The organism is Aquibacillus kalidii (assembly GCF_014280935.1).
In the GTDB taxonomy this organism is placed as follows: Bacteria; Bacillota; Bacilli; order Bacillales; family Amphibacillaceae; genus Aquibacillus_D; species Aquibacillus_D kalidii.
Map to the genome: position 1 here is coordinate 100,030 of NZ_JACLZI010000011.1, position 23,204 is coordinate 123,233.

A 23,204-nucleotide genomic window follows, 5' to 3' on the forward strand; every position below is an offset into this window, starting at 1 on the left:
AGCTAGCTATTTCGCATGATTTTGGGTATATATAAACAATATGGATCACTTTCTAAATAATCACCAGTTACTGCATAGGCTCTTGATCTTGAGCCACCACATACAGTCCGATATTCACAAACACCACACTTTCCTTTATACAAATCAGGGTTTCTAAGTTCTTTTAGGATACTAGAGTTACGATATATGTCTTTTAAAGCATTCTCACGTACATTTCCAACCTTGATCGGTAATAGGCCACTTGGTAACACGTCACCAATGTGAGAAATAAAAATAAATCCATTCCCATCATTAACACTTTTAGGTGCTCTTTTTAACCCATCAACTTTGGATGCATAATCAGTAGCAATGGTATCCTCATAGCGAATCGTGTCTTTATCTAATTGATGTTCTCGTACCTTTTGTTGAAGTACAACCCTCCTGTAATGTTGACCAGCCGTTGTTTTAATATCATATGGCATTTCCTTATTTAATTCATATAGCCATCTAAACACCTTTTCATGTTCCACTGCACTAATACATGCATCACGTTGTGCTCTACCAGTTGGAACGAGTAAAAAAATATACCACATTACAGCTTTTAGATCCTTGACAAGCTCCGCCATTTCCTCTAGATGGTCATAATTATACTTAGATATAACGGTATTAATTTGTAATGGCAAACTCAGTTCATGCAGTTCATTAATCTTTTCTAATGTTAAGTGGAAGGAACCTGTTGTTCCTCTAAATTGGTCGTGTATCTTAGGACTTGGTCCATCAAGACTAAATGCCCAACGCGAGAGCCCAACCTTTTTTGCCAGCTCCATTTTTTCTTTTGTCACATTATTTGTTGCACTTGGAGTAATGGAAACTCGCATCCCTTTTTTAACTGCATACTCTGCTAGCTCAAATAGATCCTCCCGTAACATACAATCACCACCAGAAAACACGAGCATTGGATTATTCATTTCATATATTTGATCTATCAGCTGTAAGCCTTCTTTATGGCTTAGTTCAAGTGGATGTGGTTTTGTTTGAGCATCTGCTCTGCAATGTACACATTTCAATTCACACGCACGAGTGACTTCCCAAATTGCAATAAATGGATTCTGACTAAAATCTACTTGTTTGTTTAACGAATGTAAATGTCCTTTACTATCCACAGTTTCACCTTTTTTCTAAATATTTGTTATGATGTATGTAGATGGAACTTTCCACCCTCTTATTTTCAGGGTAATAGTTAAACTTATTTTATCTTTGCTTATCGTTATGTGATCCACCTTCGTATCTTAGTGTACTATATTTTAGGCATATTTGTGAAATGATGAACAATATCTAAAGGAGGAAATCTAATGACCTTTCGTCACATATTTACAGAAAGCAAAATTGGTGGTTTAACAATCAAAAACAGAATTGTCATGCCAGGAATGAGCACAAATCTGGCTAGTTCTGATGGAGCAATAACGGATTCGCTCATCCGTTATTATGAAGAACGAGCAAAAGGGGGAACTGGATTAATTATTACAGAGTTCACGACCATTGATTTTGCTTATGGAAAAGGAGCAAAAAATCAGCTTAGAATTGATGAAGATAGGTTCGTGTCAGGGTTCGGCCGTTTAGCAAAAGCGATACATATACACGGCGCAAAACTATTCGTACAATTACACCACGCTGGAAGAGAGTCCAATTCGGCGCTTATTGAAGGGAAGCAAATTGTTGCTCCAAGTGCTGTCGTATGTAAAGCTGTTGGTGAACTACCAAGGGAATTGACTACGTCAGAGGTAAAAGAAATCATACAAAAGTTTATTTTGGGTGCACTTCGTTGTAAACAAGCCGGTGTAGATGGTGTAGAGCTTCATGGTGCACATGGCTATTTGATTAATCAATTTTTAAGTCCAAGCACAAATTTAAGAACAGATCAGTATGGTGGTAGCTTTGAAAATAGAATGCGCTTTTTAAAAGAAATTGTAGAAGGTATTAAGCTATACTGTGGAACGGACTTCCCGATTATTGTACGCTTAAGTATCGATGAATTTGATGATGGTGGAATAACTATACAGTTAAGTAAAAGAATTAGTAAATATTTAGAAATGATCGGTGTAGATGGGCTTCATGCAAGTGCTGGAAACTATAACTCTTTCGATAAAATAATAGAATCGCCATTATTTGAACAAGGCTGGCGCGTCTATCTGGCAGAAGCCATCAAAAACGAAGTTAACATCCCTGTGATTGCCGTTGGAAATATTAGAGAGCCTAAGTTCGTGGAATCAATTCTTGCTGAAGATAAAGCTGACTTTGTTGCGATTGGCCGTGGACATATTGCTGATCCGGAGTGGAGTAAAAAGGTTTTCGAGAGACGTGAAAAAGAGATTAGAATGTGTATTTCCTGTTTACACTGTGTCTATTCAAGCACTACGGTAGAATGCTCCATCAATGTTCAAGCAGGACACGAGTTGGAATTTACTGAATGGGAAACAATTGGTAAAAAACGACATGTTGTTATAGTAGGCGGCGGTCCAGGAGGAATGGAAGCAGCAAGGGTGCTAGCCTTGAGAGGTTATCAGGTTACCTTGTTTGAAAAGGAAGCACGGTTAGGTGGTCAGTTGCATTTAGTCTCGGATCCAGTTTATAAAAGGAAAATGAATTGGTACATTGATTATCTAGTTCATGAGATGGAACGTCTACGTATAGATAAACAATTACAGACCGTGGCCTCTGTAGAAAAAATCCTAGCACTTGATCCTTATGCTGTAATCTTAGCAACTGGCGGGCAACCGTATGTTCCGGAGATAGTAGGAAATAATCTTCCACACGTCCACACGTATGAAGATATTAAGACAGAACGCAAATTATTTCAACGTAGTAGAATCATTGTCTTAGGAAGTGGGATGGTTTGTCATAGTACTGCTCGTCGACTTGCAGAACAAGGAAATCAGGTAACTTGGATAGAAGCTCCCAAGAAGTCTGGCCGTGAAATAAGCCCAGAGACAAGATTGAGATTAATAAAGCGATTAGAGGACAACAATGTAGAAATCCTTACCGAACACCACCTATGTGAAATATTACCGAATTGCGTACGAATTGAGAAAAAGGATTCTGGAGAGCAAACTACAAAAGAAGCCGATCACGTTGTATTTGCAATGGGAGTTGGGCCCTATAACCCTTTGGAAGCGGACCTTAAGAAATGCTATGAAAATGTGTTTGTAATAGGAGATGCAGCAGGGCACGCTTCTCTTGCCGATGCGACCCGTGAAGGATTTCAAGTAGCATACAATCTAGGAAATACAGGATCAGATCTTTCGCTTATAGGCTCTTAGGTATTTTAAACATAATAAGTAAGCACCCTCCGATGATTTATTACAATCGAAGGGTGCTGATTTATACAATTCACACACTTTTATTATTTTAAATAAGTCTATTAATATGGCCCACGAATATGGTCACGTACTTCTTCCTCATAGAAGGTTTTGATCTTATCCATTTCCTGTTCAGAAAATGACTTTACATTCACTGTTTCAAGGTTATCTTCAACTTGTTTTACATTTTTAAACCCAGGAATAACAGAGGAAATCGCATCATGCTCAAGAATCCACTTAAGACTAGCTCTTGTCATGTTCCCACGTCCATCTGCAATCCATTTCAACTCGTTGCTGAGCTCCACACCTTTCGTGAACTCAAGTCCACCGAAAGTTTCGCCAACATTAAACGCCTCTCCATCTTTGTTGAAGTTTCGGTGATCATCCGCTTCGAATTGATAATCATTTGTAAATTTACCAGTTAATAACCCACTTGCTAATGGAACACGTGCAAGAATACCAACATTCTTCTCTTTTGCTTTAGGGAACAATTCCTCAATTGGTTTCTGACGGAAAATATTAAAAATTACTTGAAGTGTATCTACATTAGGTTGCTCTAAACAAAACAGTCCCTCTTCCACCGTTTCCACACTTACACCATAATGACGAATTTTACCTTGTTGCTTTAACTTATCTAATACTTCGAACACTTTACCGTCTTTTAAAATCTCAAATGGTGGACAGTGAATTTGCAAAAGATCAAGCTGGTCACGTTGTAGTCGTTTTAAACTCGCCTCACAATAATCTGTTACTGCCTTCTCGGAATAAGTTTCGGGATTAAAAATATCACCTGCCCGACAAAACTTTGTTGCAATGTAAATCTCAGACTCCTTACCCTTTGTTGCCTTTGCTAGTAATTCTTCACTGTGGCCATCTCCATAAACATCTGCAGTATCAAAAAAATTGACACCTGCATCCATTGCTCTTTCTAAACCTCTTAATGCTTCCTCATCATTTGTTTTCCCCCATGCACCACCAATCGCCCATGTTCCAAAACTGAGTTCACTTATTTTCATATCCGTTTTACCTAACTGTCTGTATTTCATCTACTATCTTTCTCCTCTCTTAATTGAGCATATTAATTTCTATTATTGCCTTTCATAAACACATAGAATCTGATTTGACAATCGACTATCTCCCTGTTCTAGATGCCTGTAATAATGTGCTCCGACAGAATACCCACTAGATTGTACTTTCTAATTATGTAATGCGATGGATTAGCTAATCAAAGAAGAATTTTGTAAGAAGTTACATCTCCACGTATAGTGTGTTCTTGCCAATCAACTACTTTTCTTATTACTTACATCCATCCGTTGTTTGCGCTTTCAATTATATTATACTAGCATCGTAGTAAATAGGAAATCATATGCATCATTTTTCACATACAATTAAACAGAAAATTTTGAAACAAAATCACTCCCATCTACGTATTACAAAGATAGTAAGCAAATCTAATTTTCATCCGGAAAGGGATGTTTATGCAAAGAAACTTTATTAAAAAAGTTACGATCATCACATTAACACTAGCAATCCTTGCCACCGTAAATTTTGGCATCACATATTTTTTAGATCAAAAATTCATTGATTTTGCCTTCATCGTTGGTATTGCTGGCACAGTAGTTATCTATTTTTTCAGTTCATCAGGTGGATATACTAGTAGAACTCTAGATTTACAACTCCAAAGTCAGACAGGCATGAAACAAGAGCAAAGCAACAACACTTTCAACCCAAATTTGGCCCTCTTTTCAGCTGTTTTTTATACTTTATTAGCCGCTATATTTACATTTATCTATTATAAAGATTACTTTATTTAAGAGCAGGACTATTGTATAAGATTAAAAAATCGAGTGAGCAAGCCTCACTCGATTCCCTTTAATTCAAATTTATCTTTTAAATAGTGATAAACACCATCCTCATCACACGAAAAAGCTGTTACCTCATCCACTAATTGTCTAACTTCATCGGACCCATTTTTCATAGCAATAGGATATCCTACCATTTTCAGCATTGGAATATCATTATTACTATCACCAATGGCCATAGCCTCTGATTTGGATAATGTAAATTCTTTTAATAAATATTCAATTCCAGTTGCTTTATTAATGTTGGCTACCATCACTTCGACATTATGGTTGGATGATGTCGAGGTAGTAAAACTTTGCTTTTCTTTTAATTTTTCTAACTCTTTTATCCATTGCAACATCTTTTCTTTATCTCTGCTAAAGAAATACATCTTTGAGTATTTTTCTATTCCAACGGAGGAAGTCCACTTTATATCCTTATCGATAGCAGCTTTCCTTGACAGCCATTCACTTAACGCTACACTATTAGGCTTTGGATCCTGGACAATAGCTTGTATGTATGCTTGATCTTGTTTCAAAGTAATTCGTGATCCTACATTTGGATGGATTTCGTAATAAATTTCTAGTTGTCTAGCTTTTTCTACTATCTCATTTATCAATTCATTCGGTAAAGAATTTTCAACAATGGTCCGATCCCCAATTGAGGCAACCATTCCGTTAGCACTTACGATCCCGTCAACAGAAAGGTGGTTAGGTGCAACATCTTCTATTTCCTTCATAGACCTTCCTGTTGCAATACATACTTTAATTCCCTTGGACCGAAGTGCATCAATAGCTTTAATAGTTTTTTCAGTTATTCGGTTATGGTGATTTAATACCGTACCATCCATATCTAGAAATACTACTTTAACATCATCCACCAAAATTTATCCCCCTCAACTGTAATTTCCTTAAGTATAGCATTCCCAAGATGGGGAGAAAAATAAAGAAACCCCATCCATACCCATTTAAGTAAGACGTTTCGGTGGAGAAATATCTTAAAAATAGCTTACCAATGAGCAGACAAAATTCGCATATGAATTGGTCTCTTAATACCCTGTATATCAGGTCTATATAATTAAAAAAGGTAATTGTAAATTCCTCTACTTAATTGTATTGACTGTTTTATTTAGTTACTACCGTTGATTCTACCAAATCTTTTCTACGGTATATACTTAAAATAAGTCCAAGTATAGCAGCTGAAACGATCAGCATAGTTCCGCCATAGCTTATAAACGGCATGGAGACTCCAATAACCGGCACTAGCCCTAATCCCATGAGGATGTTATAAATCATAGGTACTGTTAAAAATCCTGTACCACCAATTATTATCAATCTTCCATACAGATCCTTTGTTTTAAAGGCATTTAATGATATACGCAAAATAAATGCGGTAAGAATTAAGCAAAGGATAATTCCAAACGCCCATCCAAGAGAATAGACGAGATAAGGAAAAACGAAATCAGTATGTGAATTTGGGAGCGACTGTAACTCACTATTAATCCCATTGCCAAACCAGCCTGCTTGGGTAAGTGCTTCCCTAATTTTGTGATATATATATCCTTCTCCATCAGGATACGCATTTGGATTTAGAAAAAAGGATAACCTATCATAGATATATGTCCCCTGAATGCTATTTATAATTGCACCAATAACACATACTCCGAGTATCACATTTACTGTAACTAACTTTGTAGCTAACTTTTTTTGAACAGGAGAAAAAGCAAACATAGTGACTATACAAATTACATAAATGAAACTTACCATCAAATCTGGAAGCATTAAATAGATCAATATTGGAATCCAAAAAAGAAACACCAGTTCGACTTGCTTGAACCCACTAGCAAACTCATTAATCCTAGTAAAGATGTCTGCCCAAGCGAAGATAAATAAAAATAAAGTTATTATGGGTACATACATGGTTGCTCCCGGAATGAAAATCCAATTTTTTGCACCATTGATTATTATTCCGAAAAAATAAGTATATACGTGCAGAATTAAGCCAATCCCATAAAAAAACATCCACAAGTTCTTTAGTCTCCGATAATCAAAGAACAGAAGGGTAATAATCGTTAGGATAGCCAGTGTGTACCATATTGCATGTTTTGCTACAGAGTTTGGCAATTCTGAAACTCCATTTATTAGTGGAAGAAAGCTAATAACGGCAATGACTCCGAATAACACAATTAGAACCCAATCTATTTTCGGTTTATGAAGTTTATTTAAGTTCTCGCCTAGTGTGAATGGATTTCCCATTTCTTTTATAGCCTTTTCTTCTGCTACCTCTTTAGTAGATTGTTTTTGAAAAGACTGACTCAACTCTTGTAAGTGATTGCTCAGTTCTTTTCTAATCAAACCATGCGCTTCCTTAGACTTCACTTTAGAGGTTACTTTGCTTAAAAATTCTTCAAATTTGAAAGAACTCATAAAGACGCCTCCTCGAGTAAATGTTTTAAAGATACTTGTTTTTTAGTGCTTTCTTGTTTGGAATTAGCTAAATGTTTTATACCTTTCATCGTTAATAAATAATACTTCTTTTCATTGATCCATTTTGATGTGACAATTCCCTTGTTTTCGAGTAAATGTAAAAGTGTATAAAGCTGCCCTTCATTGCTTTGAAAGCTAAAATCATTTTTTTGAAAGAGGTGAGTTGAAATGTCATAACCATGTTTGGATTCATGTTGAACCGATTCTAGTACAGCTATAATGGTTTTTTCCTTCCAAGAGTGTAGCTGTTGTGAAGAATGTTTTTCCCTTATTGTTTCTTTTACTGCATCCTTTCGCTCGTCTGAAAAGGAAAAGTCTTTAAAGATCGTTTCTTTCATTGCACATTTCAAATCATCGAATGGATTTTTCATTAATTAAACCTCCTTCAGCATCTTATCTTTTAATAATTCCTTGGCGCGTTTCAATCTAGTTTTTATTGTATTGATATTTATCGTAGTAACTTTGCTTATCTCTGCTAGTGTTAAATCTTCATAGTAATGGAGAAAAACGACTTCTCTATACTTGATAGGTAATGCCATAATTGCACGAGATAAACTGGTTTCTTGATTTTTTGCAATGATTTCCTCTTCCACTTGTTTTGATTTGGAAGGGATATGGTCCCACATCTTTTCGTCGAGTTTTATTTTGCGATAATGCCAGCTTCTCAAGTAATCTTTACAATGATTACTAGCAATTCGGTAAACCCAGGTTTTAATGGATGCTTGATGATTAAATTGATCTAACTTTTCATAGCATTTTATAAATATCTCTTGTGTTAAATCCTCTGCAGTCGTTCGATTTTTTACATAGGTAAATACAAGATACAGGATGCCCTCGCTATACGCCTGCATTAATTGATCAATTATTTGTTCCTTATCGTTCATACATGTATCTACAATCGTTAATTGCTCCAATTCATTCATCTAGGTATCACCTCTTCCATAATCTTAGACGAAACTAACTACATTTTGGTTTGGAAAAAAGTAAACGGATAATAATTTTTACTGTTAACGTATCATCCTTATAAGTTCCGCACCTTGGTGAAGAAGGTTTTAAGAGGTCTGAGAACTTTTGTAAACATTATATTGGAGTAATCCTAAAGTATGGGGGGATTACAAATTTCACAGTAAAAAAGCTATTGGAATTTTATGTTAAAATCAAATTACAAGTAATCATATCTACAGTAACGTGAGACAAGAGTAGAGGTCACTTGTAGTTAATAAATAATTGGGGCAAAATGGGGCAAACCTTGTTAGAGGATTTTCATTCAGTTTCATACTCTATGGAACCTCGAATTATGTGAACCTCTTTTTTAAAATTAAGTTAATACTATCAGGAGGAAAATAAGTGCGAGATAATCAGAAGCTCTATCTAAATATGATTTTAGGTGAATTTGGTAATACACTTATTCTACTTTGTGTTGTAAAGGCAATTTGGGAACCTAGTAGTATAGCTGAATTTTACCTACTATTTTTTGGTTTGGTGTTATCTACTAAATATACGAACTACCTTGAGAAATTAGTAGGCTTAAGTAAGAAATTTATAATGATTAAATTATCTGTATTTTTATTAGTATTGTTACTATCAATAATTATAGGTTTTAATTTCAGGTAAAGATAACAATAATTAGAAACCCAAATTTGTGCTAATGTTTAAACTCATTTCTTATTAATTTAAATAGACAGTTCTTACAGGACGAGAATATGAGAGGGGATATAGTATGACTTCGTATCAAATAGAGAAATTAAACGCCGAAGATTATAATAAGTGTAGTAATATTTGGGATTTTGAAAAGAAACCGAAAATGGCTAAAATGTTTTATGACGAAATAGTAAGTGGTAATAGAATTACATTTATTTACATGGAGAATAGCGAGTTTATAGGAGAAGGTTCATTAGTGTTGCATCACAATGACCCAGATTATACTATTCCGAATAAACGAATTTATCTATCTCGTATAATTGTGAAAAAAGAGTATCGTAATCGAGGAATAGGTGGCATTATTGTTGATTATCTGATTGATTATGCTAAACAACTGGGATATGAAGAAATAACACTTGGTGTAGATACAGATAACCTAAACGCCAGACATCTATATGAAAAGAAGGGATTTACTACCTTATTATATCTTGGTGAAGATGAATATGGTGAATATGTAAAACTTCTAAAAAGATTAGCATAGACTTCTTAATAGTATTGTGAAGTGCGGGTATGTTTTCTTTTATTACACTGGGGTGGTTAGTCAGCATTGTTCAATCAACATAATTCTACTGAGAATGTTAAAATAGTCGGTATCCCATATGTTTTTCGTAACGTCACAGGTTCACATAATATAAAACAACGCTTGGACACAATTAAAATCCAAGCGTTGTTATTTTAGATTTTTTCAACGGTATCGGAACTACCTAATACTAGATAGGTACCTTCTAGGTCATCTCTTAGTATTTAATGGTTTAAGTTTCGCCTCAATTTCTTCCCTTCTATCCTCGAAGAATGGCGGTAAAGCAACAGTCTCACCTAAATGCTTAACTTCTTCATCAGTAGCAAAACCCGGTCCATCAGTAGCTAATTCAAAGAGAATACCATTTGGCTCTCTAAAATAAAGGGACTGAAAATAATAACGATCTACTAATCCAGAATTAGGCATTCTGAGCTTTTGAATTCTTTCCTTCCACTTTACTAATTCTTCTTGGTTTTCAACCCGAAATGCTACATGGTGTACACTTCCTCGTCCTGGCCTTTCTTTTGGCAGATCTTTTCGATGTTCAATATGAATCTCTGCCCCAGTTCCACCTTCACCTGTTTCATACACTTCAATTGCAGGTTGATCCGTTAGTAACGAAGGATAATTACCGACATGTCTAAATCCCATTGTTTCTGTTAGAACTTTTACTGTTGGTATTGGATCAGGGACAGTTAATTTAACTGGTCCAAGTCCTGTTATCCCCTTATCTTGAGGAATAGGACTCTTATTCCATGGAGTACCTGCTTCTACTCCATTATTCGTTTCATCTGAAACTAACATTAAGCGTTGACCTTCTGGGTCTCTAAAATAAAGTACTTTACGGTTAAACTGTTCCATAATCTCTTGATGGTCAATATTAAGCTCTACAAAACGTTCTTTCCAATACTGTAACGCAGCATCATTCGCCACCCTCAAAGATGTTAATGATATACTATTATTCCCCTCGTAAGTGTGGCCAGCTCTTATAATTTCAAAAAACGTTAAGTCCGTTCCAGGATTACCAATCTCATCTGCGTAAAATAAATGGTACATACTCGTATCATCTTGGTTTACGGATTTCTTAACAAGACGCATTCCTAATACCCTTGTGTAAAAATCATAATTATTTTTAGCTATTGCTGTAATAGCTGAAACATGATGAATGCCTTTTAGTTCCATCCGATCCAACTCCTTTTCATTTGTCATCCTTCTATTTTTCCGTGTTTCCAATTAATTACTATAAATAATTCGTTATTTATAATTTGTTGCTTTCATAACTCCAATGTAATTCATTTGATTTCTTTGAGATATCTAAGTTCTTGCCAAAGCAAGTGAAATGATAAAACCTGCTTAAGCAGAATTAATGTTAGTTAAATTTTTATTAAATGCAATTTATAGTAATAATAAACTTAATTTATCTCGAATTCAAGATGAATGCATTTATATTTTCTTTTCCTTTTAGCTAATTAGTACCGTACCTAAAAGTAGTTGACTGTTCCAGAGACTATGGTAAGCTTATTTTATACAATTTAATGACTTACTACTAGGGGTGCCTATTAGCATAGGCTGAGAGAAAAGCGCGATAAGCTTTTTAACTCTTAAGGACCTGATCTGGTTGATACCAGCGTAGGGAAGTAGAAATAATACTTATGGTGCTAACCAGGTCCTATTTTTAATGGGGTCTGGTTTTTTTATTTCTAAAAAAGGGGAGAGTACAATGAATAGAACAAGATTATTAACTACGATGGCTATTTTTGTTGCAATTGGAACTGTAGGTGCTTCACTGTTATGGTTTCCCACAGGCATAGCCAAAGCTTACCCTGTACAGCATGCCGTTAATGTGATGGCAGCTGTTACCCTCGGACCAATTCCAGCAATGATTATTGCATTTGTTATTGGATTATTACGTAATATGCTTGGACTTGGTACGTTATTAGCCTTTCCAGGAGGCATGATTGGGGCAGTACTAGCTGGTTACCTTTTCCGTTTAACAAAGAAACATTATATGGCAGCCACTGGTGAAATAATAGGAACAGGAGTTATTGGATCTTTAATTTCTGTACCATACGCTAATATTCTAATGGGGCAGTCCGTTGGAGCAGTTGCTTTCGTGCCAGGTTTTTTAGTAAGTAGTTGTACCGGGGCCATTATTGGGGTATTGATTTTATCTAGAATAAGACATACTGAATTGGTACCATCCTTTAAGAACTAATTAATAGGCTTAGGAGGTGTACCTCTTAAGCCTATTATCTTTAATTTGCTATCGGGATCCATATTTCTGTACGATAATTACTTGAGTGAATGCTTTCCTTCTGATCAGGATAAACCTCTATCTCCGGCGATCCAGCATGCTTGTAACCTGTAGCGGGGAACCATTCAGAATAAATCCTCTTCGTCGTTTCTTGAATCGCATCAGGCATAGCACCAACGACAGGAAACACAGCCCAAGTAGTTTTAGGAATCTCTTTAACAACCAAGCCATCTGAGTAATGATATCCCCCTTTCTCGACACCAATGAAATAGGTAAACTCCTCTTGGTCTGGGGCAAATTCCATACAGATACCGAGCATCCCCAAAAGTCCAATCTGCTTTTCTAGAACTTTAGCTGTTTCACTATTGTTAAACTCATCCCAAAATTGTGGGATCCTCCTAAAATTTTCTCCATTTCTAGTTGTAACTCGTAGCTCCTTACCGATTACTTGAAATGAATTCGTTTCCTTAATATTGTAGTCCATACTTTCTTCACCCTTTACTTTTATTTGAAAAGAGAGTGGTGGGAAGGCTTTTAGATTGGTAGCTTTTCGTTTGGCTTGTGTAGGGCTAATGCCGTGAAGTTTTCGAAAGGCTTTGGAAAATGACTCTGGTGTTTCATAACCGTATTTCAAAGCTACATCAATGATTTTCATATCGTGGGTAATAATCTCACCGGCAGATAGCGTCAGTCTACGATTACGAACGTATTCCGCCACCGTAAAACCAGTGATCATTCGGAACATTCGTAAGAAATGAAACTTCGACGAACAAAAAATAGTCGCAAGTGTATCCACATCAATTTCTTGATCTAATCTAGCTTCAATATAATCGATACAGTTACTTAGATGTTGAATGCCATTCATACCAAATCTCCCTTCATCTATTACTCTACTATTCTCAAAAAGTAATTTCCGGTCATTTCTTGCTCACTATGAACCATATGTAATTTGTTGATTATCGAATAATAGGAGCGCTCTTACCTGACAAAAAGTCCTTGATTACCTGTTCATGACTAGCAAACATGTTTTCAGGTAATTGATCTAATGGATAAAATCTTGTATCAAATGTTTCCTCGTTCCGCTTTATTAAATCTCCTTGGAACTCCCTGCATGTAAACCAAATTTGTACAAGTGCTACTTTATCTCCACTTTCTAGGGTCTTATCGTTACCTGGTCCAGAGTGGATACTAAACAATTCTACTTCCCCCAGCTCCAGTCCCGTTTCCTCTCTTACCTCACGCTTCGCGGTATCAGTAATAGACTCTCCCATTTCCATATATCCACCGGGTAATCCCCATGTATTGTTATCTGATCGCAATTGCAGCAATAATTCATTTCGGTTATTAAGTACTAACGCACCAGCAACTACCATAATCACCCGTTCATGTCCTACCATTGATCGTAAATAGCTAATATAGTCCATACCATTTTCCCCTTTTAGAATTTAGTTATTATGGTTTATAATACCAGATAAAATCAATCTGAATATATGCCAAAAGAGCCAACAACCTATTTATTACAGGTGCCTTAAATAGCAATCCCAACAGTATCAATATTAATTCAATAAAAAACCACTAACCTCAGTAGTTAGTGGTTTTTTTTTAGCTAGCAAAGAAAGCCTCTGCTTTTTCTAAATATTTTTCTTGCTCTGGTGTTAAATCATATTCTTCTTCAATTGCATCGACAGGACACACTGATTTACAAGCGCCACAATCAATGCAAACATCCGGATCTATATAAAATTGGTCTGCGCCTTCTACGATACAGTCGACTGGACAGACCGTTGCACACTCTCCCGCTTTTTCTGTCTCACAAGGACCCGTTATTACAAAAGCCATGTTACTCCCTCCCAGTTTTACGTATCTTATCTATTTAATTAAATAATAAATACTAAAAGGATTCAACCAATCCACTCATTACCAAAGGCCCTTATCATAACTATTGTTCCCTTTTGTCGTAAAATCTATAGAATCACCAATAAGTAATTTTATTATTTACTTATTTGATGGGTGCGTCACTCGCTTCGGCAGAATACTCCGCTAGATTTGTGTTATCTAGTCAGTTTTGGTTAATACCTAAAATCAAATAATTAAAACACATCTCTTTTTTTATGAAAGTTATGCTAGTGGAGGAAATATACGGAGACTCCTGCGGAAACAGCGAAGACGGTGAGACCCCACAGGGAGCGTTCTTTGCGACCGAGGAGGCTCAGCGCGAGCCCGCGGAAAGCGTAGAATATTTCCGGAACGGCTGTCCAACATTTATCTCATAATAATCATAAAGAAGTTAGTTACTGCAGATTTTATCTCAACTGAGTATTATAAAGGGAACTGGGTTTATGAAAAGAGCCTTAATAAAAATAATAGGCGCATTATTGCGCCTATTATAAGGTTAGTATTTATTCATTTCATCTGGATCAGCGAAAGCTCGCTTACCAGTATCTAATTTATCAATCTCTTCCATATCCTCTTGTGTTAATTCAAAATCGAATACATCTGCATTATCGATAATGCGGTGTTCTTTTGTAGACTTAGGAATTGTAATTACCCCACTTTGGAGATCCCAACGAATGATAACCTGAGCAGGAGACTTACCATATTTTTCTCCAATTTTAATTAAAGTGGAATCATCTAACAATTCCCCTTGTTTCAATGGAGACCATGCTTCTACCTGTATTCCTTGTTCTTTACAATAGGTTCTTAATTCTTTTTGTGCAAAATTAGGATGGAATTCAACCTGATTTACCATAGGTTTTATCTCTGCATCCTTAATTAGTTCCTCTAAATGGTGTTCCTTAAAGTTACTTACACCAATAGCACGAACTTTCCCATCTTTATATAACTTCTCTAATGCTTTCCATGTATCTTTAAATTTCCCTTGAGCAGGAGTTGGCCAGTGAATTAAATATAAATCTAGATAATCTAATCCTAATTTGTTAAGACTTGTTTCAAAAGCAGCAAGGGTAGATTCATAGCCTTGATCACTATTCCAAACCTTGGAAGTGATAAAAAGTTCCTCACGAGAAACGCCAGATTCCTTAATTCCTTGTCCTACGCCTTCTTCATTTTCGTAAATAGCAGCAGTATCAATACTTTTATAGCCATTCTTGATTGCAGCCTTGACAGACTCAGATGCTTCTTTACCATCCTTAACTTTGAAAACACCCAGCCCTAACCACGGCATTTTCACTCCATTATGTAACGTAGTTGTATCCTGTAAGCTTTTTACCATAGAACATTCCTCCTTGTACTTTTTCTATTATTATTTTGGCAGATTTAATGGAAAACACAAACAAAATGCTTAGCTTTCTAACACCTAAAACCTAAATTTATTCTACCCGAAAAAAAGGCCCCCTAATACAATTAGAGAGCCTTTCTTGATTTACTGTTCACGGTATACAGTGTGTATCTTGTAATGCTTATATTTCTGTTTAGGTACTTGCTCAATAAAAGGACTAGGTGTACCAATAGAAAACATCAATAACTCATGCATTGCTCGTGTACATGCTGTATAGAAAAGGTTTCTTTCTAATTCATCTTTATAATTGGAGTCCGATGCGTCATAGATAATAACTGCATCAAATTCAATTCCTTTTGCCAAGTAGGCAGGAATAACTAATACACCCTTTTGGAATGTATGGGTTTGTTGATCCATAAGCATTACATCGACATTGCTTTGTAATTGATTAAATACCTCTCTACTTTCTGCCATTGTTTTACAAATAATAGCTACCGTTTGATGACCATCGTTCTTAAATTCCTCAATCGATTGGATCATTTTTTCCTGAACAATCGATAAGTTCTCCACTTCCATTAACACCGGTAAGTTACCTTCACGGGTAAAAGCCTCAATTAGATGGCCATTCGGCATAAAGTTCTTTGTGAATTCAACAATTGGTTGCGTCGAACGGTAACTTCTTGTTAAAGTAATTCGTTCATGTTTTTCTTGGATCTTCTCAGACAACAATGTTTCTTCTTCTAACGCATGTGCATAGATTGCTTGGTTTATATCACCCAACAATGTCATGCGACTACTCGGAAACAATTCTTTTAAGTAAGCAAACTGGAATGGTGAGTAGTCCTGCGCTTCATCAATAAACACATGCTGAATAGCGCGATTAGCATCGAAACCAACTAATTTTTTTTCAAAGTATAAATACGGAGTTGCATCTTCCCAAGGGAGATATCTATCCATTAGGTTATCAATTGTTTGCTTACAAATATCTCGCCAAAATTCTGGAACTACAAGGTCTTGATTTGGCTTAAATTCCGTAAACAACTTTAGGTATGTACTTCTAACATCTACAAAGTACATACGTTTAATTTTTTGTTTCATTGGTCTAAATTTCATTTCTACAATTTTTTTTCGGAGTAATTTCTCTTCTCTTTCAAAATCATCAAACGTATCATCACTAAATTTATTTTCTTCTTGAAGTTGGTGATGTACTTGTAAATATTCTTCTTTATCGAGTAATTCACTTTCTTCTATAACCCAATCTTTAGAACGTTCTTTCACTTCAAACTTCTTTAAATTGCTAAGTAGCCATTTTGCCACTAATTCCATACGATTGGCAATAGGTATATGACTATCTAATGAATAAAAGTAATCTTCAATTTCTTCTTTTGTTATTAGCCTTTTACCTTTAAATTTTATATTACGAAACTTAATTCCTTTTTCCGCTAGTTGATTAGTATAAGCATCAATGAGCTGTTTAAAATCTAGACTTGCTTTATAACTCATTGCCTTTACCCTCACCCGATGACTTTTATTAGAGCCCTCTAAGTAGTACTCCATTTGCTCAAACGGAGTTTCAATAGTATATTGCTTTCCAAGTTGGATATCCATATAGTTATGAAACGTAGTTTGCCTCATATTTTCTTCGCCTAATTCTGGAAGAACAGTAGCAACATAGCTGTTAAACAATGGATTAGGAGAGAAAAGCACGATGTTTTCTGACGTTAACGTTTCACGATATCTATAAAGTAAATACGCAACTCGTTGGAGGGCAGCAGATGTTTTTCCACTACCAGCCACTCCCTGTACAATTAATAAATTACTTTTTTCATTTCGAATGATTTGATTTTGCTCGCGCTGAATTGTTGCTACAATGCTTTTCATCTTTGTATCTGCATTGTTGCCTAGTACTGCTTGAAGAAGGTGATCTCCAATTGTTAAGCCTGTGTCAAACATTCCTTTTATTTCGCTGTTCCGAATGATGAATTGGCGTTTAAGAGTTATTTCCCCTTCAATCTCACCTTCTACCGTTTCATATTTAGCCGGCCCTGGTGGGTAATCATAATAAAGACTTGAGATAGGTGCTCTCCAGTCGTATATTAAAAACTCCTCATCATTTTCATCCATCACCGAAGATAAGCCGATGTAGATTTGATCAGAATTAGAGTAGTCATTTTCCAGAAAATCAATGCGTCCAAAATAAGGGGATGATTCTAAGCGTTCCAATGTATCTAACGTTTGACTCAATTGGCCATGACTTCTTTCACGCTCAGATAAAAACTCTGCCTGTTGCTTCAGACTAGCTTGTGTTTCTATGATATCGTCCGGTTCATCTAAATTTACGGTAACATCTTCCCAAAAGTTTTTCCTAATATCAATAACCCGTTCCTTCAGGTCCCCAGCCTTTTCTTTCAATGTGACTATTTTCTTTTTTATTTCATTCACTACCATATTGACTCTTGTTTGTTCACTGAGCCAATCTTTATCTTTATTTTGTTCACTCATCTGGGCTACACCCCCATTTTTATCATTAGTGTGTTCATTACGATTATGAATGTAATTAAAATCATACTCGGGGATAAAGGTCTTTTCAAGTAATAACATTATGGACAATGCTCTATGTAAACAAACGTGCCACTTGTTATTTCGCAAGTGGCATTGCTTTTCTATCATTTAATTAATTCAAATTCCCTTGCTAACAATTGGTACCCCTTTACCTTAGCATGAAAATCATAAATCATACTTGTCAAAATAAACTCTTCCGCCTGGTACTCTTTACTCAACTTCTCAATTTGTTGTTTTATTGTTTTTGGGGATCCTACCAATACCTTTTTTCGATTTTCCATAATTATTTGGTAATCCTTATTAGAGAAAGGATATTTAATAGCTTGTGCAGGCGGTTGAATGCCACCTGTTTTTTCTCCCTTTGAAATTTGTAAAAAGTGAACATCAAGTGATGCTGCTAATTGTTCTGCCTCTCGATCTGTTGATGCACAAACAACAAAGAATCCAACCATTGCATTTGGTTGCGTCTGTATTTCAGATGAAGAATAGCTGTCGTGATAGCTAGCAACAATGTTCCCTCCATGCTGCCCACTAATAAATTGGGCAAAAGCATATGAGACACCTTTTTTAGCAGCTAATCCAGCACTTCCCCCACTTGAACCTAATACCCACAGCTCCGGGCATGTATTAATATCAGGCATTGCCTTTAATCCTTTAAAACGATGACTTTGTTTTTTCGAACCAGTTAGGTAGTGAATTAAGTCATCCATTTGTTGCGGAAATCTATCTACCATTTCATCACGATTTTCTTGCAGCGCCATAGTTGCAAGTGGGATCCCACCAGGCGCTCTCCCAACCCCTAGATCAATACGACCAGGGTAGAGCGCTTCAAGCAATCTAAAATTCTCTGCTACTTTGTATGCACTGTAGTTAGGAAGCATCACACCTCCAGAACCAACACGAATCGTTGTTGTCTTAGAAGCAACATGCGGAATTAATATTTCAGGACTAGAATGACCAGATGTCTCCAGATGATGTTCTGCCATCCAAAAACGGTGGTATCCTAACCGTTCTGCTATTTGCGCTAATCTAGTCGTATTTTCTATCTCTACTTGAGCTGTACTACCTTCTGGTATAACAGTTTGATCTAGTATACTCAAACGAACCACCAATATTTCCCCCATTCTGAAAATAACTATAAGCTATGGTTATCAGTGCAATTGTCAGGGATATATAGGAAGATTGATAATTTTTTTACGATTTCCCTTTGCGTAGACTACGCGAATTAAAAACCGATAATCATTTAGCTTATACTATTTTAATAGGTGAAGAGGAAAATCATGCATAAATTAGGTTATTTATATCCTTTGTGGCCTATAAGACTATTACTTCTACTATTAATCTCCACTATTCCCAGCACGGTTTTGGGTCGAAAATAAATTAGCATAAAAACCATCCTGATGCAGTAATGTTTGATGGGTTCCTTGTTCGATTACTTGACCGTCATTAAGTACAATAATCTTATCTGCATGTTGAATGGTATTAAGACGATGAGCTATGATGAAGCATGTTCTGCCTTTCATTAACGTATTTAACGCCTGACTTATTTTCATTTCTGTAATCGTATCAATACTGCTTGTTGCTTCATCTAAAATTAGTATAGAGGGATCTGCTAACATTGCACGCGCAATCGAGATTAATTGACGTTGCCCCTGGCTGATCCCACTACCATTTGAATCCAGAACTGTATAATATCCTTCAGGAAGTTGTCTAATAAAGGAATCTGCATTTGCAGCTTTTGCAGCTTCTATCACTTGCTCGTCGGTAGCTTGTAATCTTCCATAACGAATATTTTCTATAATGGTCGTATCAAATAAATAAGAATCTTGTAACACCATTCCCATTTGTGCCCTTAAACTAAACCTTGTTATATTGTTTAAGTTCTGACCGTCTATGAAAATAGCACCTTTCTCCACTTCATAAAACTTTGAAAGCAAAGAGATGATAGTTGTTTTCCCCGCTCCTGTTGGGCCAACTAGTGCAATTGTTTCACCAGCAGATACGGAAAAAGAAACATTCTTAACCGTATCCATCCCTTCGTTATAGGAGAAGTGTACGGAGTCAAAATCAACATCACCTTTTATTTGATTAATATCGTTTGCCTTATACTCGTTTTGTTTTTCTTCGGGCTCATCCATTACTTCAAATACTCGTTCCGCACCTGCAACAGCGGATAAGATCACGTTGTACTGATTGGCTAAATCATTTAGTGGTCTTGTAAATTGCCTTGAATAGGTTGTAAAAGTGACAATTACCCCGATTGTTACAACATCTCCATTAATAGCAAAGAAGCCCCCTATTCCAACAATGATTGCAAAACTAAAATTGTTTAGGGTATTCATAAGCTTTGGAATAAATCCTGAATACACCTGTGCCCAATAACTTGCATCTTTTAATGCTCTATTTTTTTGTTTATATTTTTCTATTACTCTCTTTTCTTGATTGAACAGCTTTATCATCGTATGACCAGATAGCGTTTCTTCTACATAACCGTTCATGTCCCCCAATTGTACTTGCTGTTCCTTAAAGTAACTACTCGTTCTTTTCGTAATCCAATTCATTCCAACAAACATAATCGGGACGATAATAAGTGTAAATAGAGTAAGTAACGGACTTAGCCATAGCATAAACACCACTGTTCCAACTAATGTTAATACACTCGTCGTTAATTGAATAACAGTAGAATTTAATGTACGACTAACATTTTCCACATCATTCGTCAGACGAGACATTAGCTCTCCACTCTGAACAGTTTGATAGTATTGAATTGGTAAATGTAAAACGCGTTTGAATAAATCCTTTCTGATTCTATATACAGTTTGTTGCGCGATTGTAATCATCCATGAATTTTGGAACCACAGCGCAATGGACTGCCCGACAAAAACAAGAAAGAGTATAATCATAAATTTAAATAACACAGAAGTCTGTGAACCGTCAATTACCGCATCTACTGCTTTCCCCAATAAGTACGGGCCAAGTAATGAAAGAACAGAACTAATGACTACTAAAACAATGACAAGAGCAAATAATGGCTTGTTATAGGACATATAGCTCCAAAGTCTCTTTATTGTTGCGGTTATATTTTTTATTTTTGGCTTTTTCATTTTTAGCCCTTGGTTATGACGAGAAGTTGTCTGTTGTACACGGTTACTATTTTCTTTACTTACCATCAAAGCCCACTTCCTCGTTTTGCTGTGATTGATAGATCTGTTTATATAAATTACTAGTTTCCATTAGATGTTGATGACTACCCCTGGCTACTAATTTACCTCTCGCAAGAACAAAAATTTGGTCAGCATCGATAATAGAGCTAATCTTTTGCGCAACAACAATAGTTGTGCACGCACGTTTTTGAATCGCACGAAGGACATCTGACTCGGTCTGAGCGTCTAAAGCACTTGTACTATCATCTAACAATAAAATTCTTGGATCCGCCAAAAGTGCTCTTGCAATAGACAATCGTTGTTTTTGCCCACCTGATAAATTAACACCACGTTGTCCAACTACCGTTTCGTATTGATCTGGAAGCGTGGAGACAAAATCATGTATCTTAGCCTCCTTGGCAGCATGAATAATAGCGTCCATTGAGGCAAACTCCTTACCCCAAGCGATATTTTCTTTAATCGTCCCAGAAAAAATATAGCCATCTTGCGGAACTAACGTTATTGCGTTTCGAACTGAATTTCCCCATTTATCCAGAGATTTCCCATCAATCTCAATTACACCCGACTTTATGTCATATAATTTAGGGATTAAGTGTAAGAGCGTCGTCTTCCCAGATCCTGTTTCACCGAGGACTCCGACTGTTTGACCCTTCTTAATATGGAAGGACAAATCAGAAAGAACCAGATTGTGTGCATTCGGATAAGTAAACGAAACATCTTTAAACACAATATCTCCATTTACTTTATCTACTGGATTTGATCTACTTTCCACTTCCTCCGCTTTACTTTCTAATACATTAGAAATACGCGAGGCAGATGCTCGCCCCCTGGATAAACTCGTCAATAAAAACGAGAAGACACCAAACGATCCCATAATCCTTGTAGCATAGTTAATAATCGCAACAATTTCACCAGGTTGTGCTTGTTGATTATTCATTTCAACTGACCCAAACCATAATAATATAATCATACTTAGATTCATGACTAACATGACAGTTGGCATCGTTAACTCCATGAGTCTAAGCGCCTTTTTGTTATCTTCCATCAAGTCATCATTGGCCTTTGAAAATCTAGTCTGTTCATGCTCTTCATTATTGAATGCCTTAACTAAGCGGATTGCCAGTAAATTTTCTCTAATAGTACTATTCACTGCATCAACTTTGACTTGTACCTTACCAAACAGGGAAATTCCCTTTGTCATAATCATGTACATCACGATAAATAACAGAGGGACAACAATTAAAAGTACAGTAGCTAACTTCGCATGGACAGTAAACGACAGAATAATACCACCAAAAATAAATAAGGGCGCACGTAACATGATCCGCATTAATCCGAACAACAATCCCTGTACTTGTGTGACATCATTCGTTATCCTAGTTAGAAGAGTAGAAGCTGAAAACTTCTGCATTTGCATGGCCGAGAAAGCTTGGACTTTAGAAAATAGATCTCTTCTTAAATCATGTCCCACACCTTGACTTACTGCTGAAGCAAAAAATGAACTTGAAATCCCTGCTGTGAATGCGATTAAAGTAAGACCTAACAGGATAGATCCCCAGACTATTATTGTAGATAAATCTCTTGTGACTACCCCTTCATCTATTATTTTAGCCATTATTAACGGTTGTGAAAGCTCTACAGCTAATTCAGTAGCCATTAGAAAGAGAGCAATCCACATTGATTTACTATAGCCTTGAACATAGTTAAATACTTTTCTCATTTAATAGGACTCCCCCAATAAAAGCTCAGTAACGCAATTATATATGATTGATCTCCCCCACTCCATTCTTATACCCACGAAATAACCCATCATCAAAAATTAAATCCATTCTGCTTCGAAAGTTTAATAGCATTATTTCGTATTTTATATAGAATCACCAGTAAGAAGTTGGATAGGCAATATAACAAAGCGAAATCTTATGGTTTTTCTAATTTCGCGACGTTAGCTGCCCTCTAACAAAGCGAATTCTTATGGTTTCTCTAATTTCGCAACGTTAGCTACCCTTCAACAAAGCGAAATCTTATGGTTTTTCTAATTTCGCGACGTTAGCTGCCCTCTAACAAAGCGAAATCTTATGGTTTCTCTAATTTCGCAACGTTAG

20 protein-coding genes and 1 riboswitch are annotated in these 23,204 nt (G+C 36.1%); of the genes, 5 read left to right on the plus strand and 15 right to left on the minus strand.

Annotated features, from left to right (window positions below; translation table 11 throughout):
• Positions 1–2: 2 nt before the first annotated feature.
• Entirely contained in the window at positions 3–1,142 is a 1,140-nt protein-coding gene (locus tag H7K77_RS01635; protein ID WP_186575970.1) for a TIGR04053 family radical SAM/SPASM domain-containing protein, read from the minus strand.
• A gap of 189 nt (positions 1,143–1,331) precedes the next feature.
• Between H7K77_RS01635 and H7K77_RS01640 the strand changes: the two genes are divergently transcribed.
• Complete coding sequence (locus H7K77_RS01640) at positions 1,332–3,296, plus strand: oxidoreductase (protein ID WP_186575971.1); 1,965 nt, start codon at positions 1,332–1,334, stop codon at positions 3,294–3,296.
• 101 nt (positions 3,297–3,397) lie between these two features.
• Here H7K77_RS01640 and H7K77_RS01645 read toward each other — a convergent pair whose 3' ends face one another.
• Positions 3,398–4,381 carry an aldo/keto reductase gene (locus H7K77_RS01645; protein WP_186575972.1) on the minus strand — a complete coding sequence of 328 codons (984 nt, stop codon included), beginning with the start codon at positions 4,379–4,381 and terminating at the stop codon, positions 3,398–3,400.
• Positions 4,382–4,813: 432 nt separating this feature from the next.
• Here H7K77_RS01645 and H7K77_RS01650 point away from each other — a divergent pair, with 432 nt between their 5' ends.
• Entirely contained in the window at positions 4,814–5,149 is a 336-nt protein-coding gene (locus H7K77_RS01650) for a hypothetical protein (RefSeq protein WP_186575973.1), read from the plus strand.
• A gap of 44 nt (positions 5,150–5,193) precedes the next feature.
• Here H7K77_RS01650 and H7K77_RS01655 read toward each other — a convergent pair whose 3' ends face one another.
• From H7K77_RS01655 to H7K77_RS01670, 4 genes are all read right to left on the minus strand, one after another.
• The gene (locus H7K77_RS01655) at positions 5,194–6,057 is read right to left on the minus strand and encodes a Cof-type HAD-IIB family hydrolase (protein ID WP_328700996.1); all 864 of its coding nucleotides are present in this window, start codon (positions 6,055–6,057) and stop codon (positions 5,194–5,196) included.
• Between the two features lie 244 nt (positions 6,058–6,301).
• A complete protein-coding gene (locus tag H7K77_RS01660; protein WP_186575975.1) occupies positions 6,302–7,603 on the minus strand; it encodes an FtsW/RodA/SpoVE family cell cycle protein in 1,302 nt (433 codons plus the stop codon).
• Positions 7,600–8,034 carry a PadR family transcriptional regulator gene (locus tag H7K77_RS01665; protein ID WP_186575976.1) on the minus strand — a complete coding sequence of 145 codons (435 nt, stop codon included), beginning with the start codon at positions 8,032–8,034 and terminating at the stop codon, positions 7,600–7,602. Before H7K77_RS01665 ends, H7K77_RS01660 begins: the two co-directional genes overlap by 4 nt.
• Before the next feature lie 3 nt (positions 8,035–8,037).
• Entirely contained in the window at positions 8,038–8,586 is a 549-nt protein-coding gene (locus tag H7K77_RS01670; protein ID WP_186575977.1) for a sigma-70 family RNA polymerase sigma factor, read from the minus strand.
• A 424-nt stretch (positions 8,587–9,010) separates the two neighbouring features.
• Here H7K77_RS01670 and H7K77_RS01675 point away from each other — a divergent pair, with 424 nt between their 5' ends.
• Together H7K77_RS01675 and H7K77_RS01680 are read left to right on the plus strand one after the other, a co-directional pair.
• Positions 9,011–9,277: a hypothetical protein gene (locus H7K77_RS01675; protein ID WP_186575978.1), complete on the plus strand. Its 267-nt coding sequence runs from the start codon at positions 9,011–9,013 to the stop codon at positions 9,275–9,277.
• Positions 9,278–9,383: 106 nt separating this feature from the next.
• Positions 9,384–9,845, plus strand: a complete 462-nt coding sequence (locus H7K77_RS01680; protein WP_186575979.1) for a GNAT family N-acetyltransferase — start codon at positions 9,384–9,386, stop codon at positions 9,843–9,845.
• A gap of 249 nt (positions 9,846–10,094) precedes the next feature.
• On the opposite strand, the gene H7K77_RS01685 is transcribed toward H7K77_RS01680, so the two are convergent.
• Complete coding sequence (locus tag H7K77_RS01685) at positions 10,095–11,066, minus strand: ring-cleaving dioxygenase (RefSeq protein WP_186575980.1); 972 nt, start codon at positions 11,064–11,066, stop codon at positions 10,095–10,097.
• Positions 11,067–11,422: 356 nt separating this feature from the next.
• Positions 11,423–11,537, plus strand: a riboswitch (TPP riboswitch).
• Between the two features lie 67 nt (positions 11,538–11,604).
• Here H7K77_RS01685 and thiW point away from each other — a divergent pair.
• On the plus strand, positions 11,605–12,099 hold the full coding sequence (gene thiW, locus H7K77_RS01690) for an energy coupling factor transporter S component ThiW (RefSeq protein ID WP_186575981.1): 495 nt from the start codon (positions 11,605–11,607) through the stop codon (positions 12,097–12,099).
• A gap of 40 nt (positions 12,100–12,139) precedes the next feature.
• On the opposite strand, the gene H7K77_RS01695 is transcribed toward thiW, so the two are convergent.
• The 8 genes from H7K77_RS01695 to H7K77_RS01730 all read right to left on the minus strand — a co-directional run bounded on the left by H7K77_RS01695 (position 12,140) and on the right by H7K77_RS01730 (position 22,822).
• Positions 12,140–13,003: an AraC family transcriptional regulator gene (locus H7K77_RS01695; RefSeq protein WP_186575982.1), complete on the minus strand. Its 864-nt coding sequence runs from the start codon at positions 13,001–13,003 to the stop codon at positions 12,140–12,142.
• A 91-nt stretch (positions 13,004–13,094) separates the two neighbouring features.
• Positions 13,095–13,562 carry an NUDIX hydrolase gene (locus H7K77_RS01700; RefSeq protein ID WP_186575983.1) on the minus strand — a complete coding sequence of 156 codons (468 nt, stop codon included), beginning with the start codon at positions 13,560–13,562 and terminating at the stop codon, positions 13,095–13,097.
• 178 nt (positions 13,563–13,740) lie between these two features.
• Positions 13,741–13,977, minus strand: coding sequence for a DUF362 domain-containing protein (locus tag H7K77_RS01705; protein WP_186575984.1), 237 nt, complete (start codon positions 13,975–13,977; stop codon positions 13,741–13,743).
• Between the two features lie 553 nt (positions 13,978–14,530).
• The gene (locus H7K77_RS01710; RefSeq protein WP_186575985.1) at positions 14,531–15,370 is read right to left on the minus strand and encodes an aldo/keto reductase; all 840 of its coding nucleotides are present in this window, start codon (positions 15,368–15,370) and stop codon (positions 14,531–14,533) included.
• A 150-nt stretch (positions 15,371–15,520) separates the two neighbouring features.
• Positions 15,521–17,878: an RNA polymerase recycling motor HelD gene (helD, locus tag H7K77_RS01715; RefSeq protein ID WP_186575986.1), complete on the minus strand. Its 2,358-nt coding sequence runs from the start codon at positions 17,876–17,878 to the stop codon at positions 15,521–15,523.
• A gap of 164 nt (positions 17,879–18,042) precedes the next feature.
• Positions 18,043–19,047, minus strand: a complete 1,005-nt coding sequence (locus H7K77_RS01720) for an LLM class flavin-dependent oxidoreductase (protein ID WP_186575987.1) — start codon at positions 19,045–19,047, stop codon at positions 18,043–18,045.
• Between the two features lie 228 nt (positions 19,048–19,275).
• Positions 19,276–21,108, minus strand: coding sequence for an ABC transporter ATP-binding protein (locus tag H7K77_RS01725; RefSeq protein ID WP_235988797.1), 1,833 nt, complete (start codon positions 21,106–21,108; stop codon positions 19,276–19,278).
• Positions 21,098–22,822 (minus strand): ABC transporter ATP-binding protein, encoded by a 1,725-nt coding sequence (locus H7K77_RS01730; RefSeq protein WP_186575988.1) that lies wholly within the window; start codon positions 22,820–22,822, stop codon positions 21,098–21,100. Before H7K77_RS01730 ends, H7K77_RS01725 begins: the two co-directional genes overlap by 11 nt.
• Between the last annotated feature and the right edge of the window lie 382 nt (positions 22,823–23,204).

Coding starts and splice junctions, on each gene's coding strand:
- H7K77_RS01640 (WP_186575971.1), top strand. CDS start 1,332: ATGACCTTTCGTCACATATTTACAGAAAGCAAAATTGGTGGTTTAACA.
- H7K77_RS01645 (WP_186575972.1), bottom strand. CDS start 4,381: ATGAAATACAGACAGTTAGGTAAAACGGATATGAAAATAAGTGAACTC.
- H7K77_RS01650 (WP_186575973.1), top strand. CDS start 4,814: ATGCAAAGAAACTTTATTAAAAAAGTTACGATCATCACATTAACACTA.
- H7K77_RS01660 (WP_186575975.1), bottom strand. CDS start 7,603: ATGAGTTCTTTCAAATTTGAAGAATTTTTAAGCAAAGTAACCTCTAAA.
- H7K77_RS01665 (WP_186575976.1), bottom strand. CDS start 8,034: ATGAAAAATCCATTCGATGATTTGAAATGTGCAATGAAAGAAACGATC.
- H7K77_RS01670 (WP_186575977.1), bottom strand. CDS start 8,586: ATGAATGAATTGGAGCAATTAACGATTGTAGATACATGTATGAACGAT.
- H7K77_RS01680 (WP_186575979.1), top strand. CDS start 9,384: ATGACTTCGTATCAAATAGAGAAATTAAACGCCGAAGATTATAATAAG.
- H7K77_RS01685 (WP_186575980.1), bottom strand. CDS start 11,066: ATGGAACTAAAAGGCATTCATCATGTTTCAGCTATTACAGCAATAGCT.
- thiW (WP_186575981.1), top strand. CDS start 11,605: ATGAATAGAACAAGATTATTAACTACGATGGCTATTTTTGTTGCAATT.
- H7K77_RS01695 (WP_186575982.1), bottom strand. CDS start 13,003: ATGAATGGCATTCAACATCTAAGTAACTGTATCGATTATATTGAAGCT.
- H7K77_RS01700 (WP_186575983.1), bottom strand. CDS start 13,562: ATGGACTATATTAGCTATTTACGATCAATGGTAGGACATGAACGGGTG.
- H7K77_RS01705 (WP_186575984.1), bottom strand. CDS start 13,977: ATGGCTTTTGTAATAACGGGTCCTTGTGAGACAGAAAAAGCGGGAGAG.
- H7K77_RS01710 (WP_186575985.1), bottom strand. CDS start 15,370: ATGGTAAAAAGCTTACAGGATACAACTACGTTACATAATGGAGTGAAA.
- helD (WP_186575986.1), bottom strand. CDS start 17,878: ATGAGTGAACAAAATAAAGATAAAGATTGGCTCAGTGAACAAACAAGA.
- H7K77_RS01725 (WP_235988797.1), bottom strand. CDS start 21,108: ATGGTAAGTAAAGAAAATAGTAACCGTGTACAACAGACAACTTCTCGT.
- H7K77_RS01730 (WP_186575988.1), bottom strand. CDS start 22,822: ATGAGAAAAGTATTTAACTATGTTCAAGGCTATAGTAAATCAATGTGG.